The sequence below is a fragment of the Duganella callida genome (assembly GCF_004614165.1).
Classification (GTDB): Bacteria; Pseudomonadota; Gammaproteobacteria; order Burkholderiales; family Burkholderiaceae_D; genus Rugamonas; species Rugamonas callida.
In genome coordinates, this window is sequence record NZ_SPVG01000243.1 from 1 (window position 1) to 3,165 (window position 3,165).

At 68.2% G+C, this 3,165-nt stretch carries 4 protein-coding genes; all 4 read left to right on the top strand.

Translation table 11 applies throughout. From position 1 onward, the window contains the following. Positions 1-254 (top strand): c-type cytochrome (locus tag E4L98_RS24615; RefSeq protein WP_135204175.1); only part of this gene is annotated, 254 nt, incomplete at its 5' end. Beyond that, on the top strand, positions 251-2,164 hold the full coding sequence (gene ctaD, locus E4L98_RS24620; protein ID WP_135204176.1) for a cytochrome c oxidase subunit I: 1,914 nt from the start codon (positions 251-253) through the stop codon (positions 2,162-2,164). The genes E4L98_RS24615 and ctaD, both read left to right, overlap by 4 nt. Beyond that, the gene (locus E4L98_RS24625) at positions 2,161-2,763 is read left to right on the top strand and encodes a cytochrome c oxidase subunit 3 (protein WP_135204177.1); all 603 of its coding nucleotides are present in this window, start codon (positions 2,161-2,163) and stop codon (positions 2,761-2,763) included. Before ctaD ends, E4L98_RS24625 begins: the two co-directional genes overlap by 4 nt. Beyond that, the coding region (locus E4L98_RS24630; protein ID WP_167761439.1) for a cytochrome c oxidase assembly protein at positions 2,760-3,165 on the top strand (406 nt) is incomplete at its 3' end. The genes E4L98_RS24625 and E4L98_RS24630, both read left to right, overlap by 4 nt.

Genomic DNA, 3,165 nt, shown 5'->3' on the forward strand with positions numbered 1-3,165 from the left:
CGTTCAGCCAGCACGGCTGCGCCGGCTGCCATACCATACGCGGCGCCGGCGCCGATGGCGTGGCCGGCCCCGACCTGACCCACCTGGCGTCGCGCCAGATGCTGGCGGCCGGCACGCTGCCCAACACACGCGGCCACCTGGCCGGCTGGATCAGCGACGCCCCCTCGCTCAAGCCTGGCACGCAGATGCCGGCCACGCAGATGTCGCCGGAAGACCTGCACGCCATGCTGGCCTATCTGGAGACGCTGCAATGAGCGGCCCCGCCATCGCCGGCATCAGCGCTGCCGCGGCGGCGGCGCTGGAAGCCGCCTGGCGCGATCCGCCCGGCTGGCGCGGCTGGTTCTGCGCGATCGACCACAAGACCATCAGCCGCCGCTTCATGCTGGCGGCTTTCGGTTTCTTCCTCGCCGGCGGCGTGCTGGCGCTGCTGATGCGCCTGCAGCTGGCGCAGCCGGACGGCCGCCTGGTCGGCGCCAGACTGTACAACCAGCTGTTCACCATGCACGGCACCACCATGATGTTCCTGTTCGCGGTGCCGGTGATGCAGGCGGTGGCGGTGTACTTGGTGCCGCTGATGATCGGTGCGCGCAGCGTGGCGTTCCCGCGCCTGAATGCGTACGCGTTCTGGGTGTTCGTGTTCGGCGGGCTGATGCTGTACGGCGCCTTCCTGGCCGGCATCGGCCCGGACGCCGGCTGGTTCGCCTATGTGCCGCTGGCCAGCCTGCAGTTTTCGCCGGAGAAGGGTGTCGATTACTGGGCGCAGATGATCACCTTCACCGAGCTGTCCGGCCTGCTGGAAGCGGTGGTGGTGATCACCACCATTCTCAAGCTGCGCGCGCCCGGCATGACGCTGCGGCGCCTGCCGCTGTACGTGTGGGCCATGCTGGTGACGTCGCTGATGGTGCTGTTCGCGCTGCCGGCGGTGATGTTGTCGAGTACCGCGCTGATCACCGACCGCCTGGTCGATACGCGCTTTTACGTGCCCGCGCGCGGCGGCGACGTGCTGCTGTGGCAGCATCTGTTCTGGTTCTTCGGCCATCCCGAGGTGTACCTGATCTTCGTGCCGCCGCTGGGTTTCATTTCCAGCATCATCGCCACGTTTGCGCGGCGGCCGGTGTATGGCTACACGGCGATGGTGCTGTCGCAGGTGGCCACCGGCTTTCTGGCGTTCGGCCTGTGGGTGCACCACATGTTCGCCACCAATCTGCCCGAGCTGGGCAAGACCTTTTTCACCGCCGCCAGCCTGGCGATCGCGCTGCCGACCGCGGTGCAGATCTTCTGCTGGGTCGTCACCCTGTGGCGCGGCCGGCTGAACTTCAAGACCCCGTTGCTGTTCGTGCTGGCGTTCTTCGCCATCCTCGTGCTGGGTGGCCTGACCGGGTTGATGCTGGCGTCCGTATCGCTGGACCTGCAGCTGCACGACACGTATTTCGTGGTGGCGCACCTGCATTATGTGCTGCTGGGCGGCGCGGTGTTCCCGCTGTTCGGCGCGTTCTATTACTGGTTTCCCAAATTCGCGGGCTACATGCTGGATGAGCGGCTGGGGCGCTGGCATTTCTGGCTGTTCTTCATCGGCTTTAATGTCAGCTTTTTCCCCATGCATGTGCTGGGGCTGCAGGGCATGCCGCGCCGGGTCTACAGCTACCCGGAGCAGATGGGCTGGGGCGCGCTGAACCTGACCGCCACCATCGGCGCGCTGCTGATAGGCGTCAGCGTGCTGCTGTTCATCGTCAACGTGTTGCGCAGCCGCCGCCATGGCGAGGCCGCGCCCGACAACCCCTGGGGCGGCGACACGCTCGAATGGAGCGTGCCGTCGCCGCCGCCGGCCGCCAATTTCGCGCTGCCGCCGGTGGTGCGCAGCCGTCACCCCTTGTGGGAAGAGGGCGGCATCAGCGGCCATGTGAGCGGACTGTCCCATGCCCACCGCGAAGTGCTGATCAGCTCCGGTCCCGAGGCCACGCCCGACCATCGCTTGCGGCTGCCGGAACCCTCGCCGTGGCCCTTCCTGACGGCGCTGGCCACCACCGCGCTGTGCATCGGCTCCATTTATACGCCGTGGGCGGTGGTTTGGGGCACGCTGCCGGTGGCCGCCGGCTGCACGCTGTGGTTCTGGCCGCGCCGCGACCGCAGCGCATTGCGTCCCCAGCTGGAGAGCCGGCCATGAACCGCGAACCCGAGATCATCGACGCCGCGGCGCTGCCGACCCATGCGTTCGGTCCGTCCAGCCCGACGTGGTGGGGCACCATCGGCATGATCGTGATCGAGGGCATGCTGTTCGCGCTGACCATCATGAGCTATTTCTATCTGCGCAGCCAGGCGCCCGCGTGGCCGCTGCGCGCGCCGCCGCCCGACCTGCTGTGGGGCACGCTGAACACCGGGCTGATGCTGCTGAGCGGCCTGCCCAACGCCTGGACCAAGCGCTGGGCGGAACGTTTCGATCACCGGCGCGTGCGGCTGGGCCTGTGGCTCTGCACACTGTCCGGGCTGCTGTTGTTGGCGGTGCGCGTCGCCGAGTTCGCCACGCTCAACGTGCGCTGGGATGACAATGCTTACGGCTCGGTGGTGTGGATGCTGATGGGCCTGCACACCACCCATCTGCTCACCGACACCTACAACACCGCGGTGCTGGCGCTGCTGTTCTCGGGCGGGCCGCTGGAATGCAAGCGCTATGTCGATGTCAGTGAAAACAGCGGTTACTGGTATTTTGTGGTGGCCAGCTGGCTGGCCGTGTACGCCGTCGTGTTCTGGGGAGCGCGGATATGAAACGATTACTGATGATCGCGCCGCTGTGGCTGCCGTGGGCGGCGCGGGCGCACACGCTGACCGCCAGCCCGGCCGAGCAGGGCGCCGAACCGTGGGTGCTGGCGTTGCTGGCGCTGGCGATGGTGCTGTACGCGATCGGCAACGCCCGCCTGTATGCGCGCGCGCGCCAGAGCCGGCTGACCCTGATGCTGCAATCGGCGTTCTTTGCCGCCGGCTGGATGGCGCTGCTGGCGGCGCTGGCGTCGCCGCTGGACGCGGCCGGGAGCCGCTCGTTTGCCGCCCACATGGTGCAGCACGAACTGCTGATGATCGTGGCGGCGCCGCTGCTGGTGCTCGGCCGCCCGCTGGGCGTGTGGATCTGGGCCTGGCCCGCCGGCGCGCGGCGCGACGTCGGCGCCGCCA

Bases quoted from the DNA above. Each gene is read 5' to 3' on its own strand.
- E4L98_RS24625 (WP_135204177.1), top strand. From the start codon at position 2,161: ATGAACCGCGAACCCGAGATCATCGACGCCGCGGCGCTGCCGACCCAT.
- ctaD (WP_135204176.1), top strand. From the start codon at position 251: ATGAGCGGCCCCGCCATCGCCGGCATCAGCGCTGCCGCGGCGGCGGCG.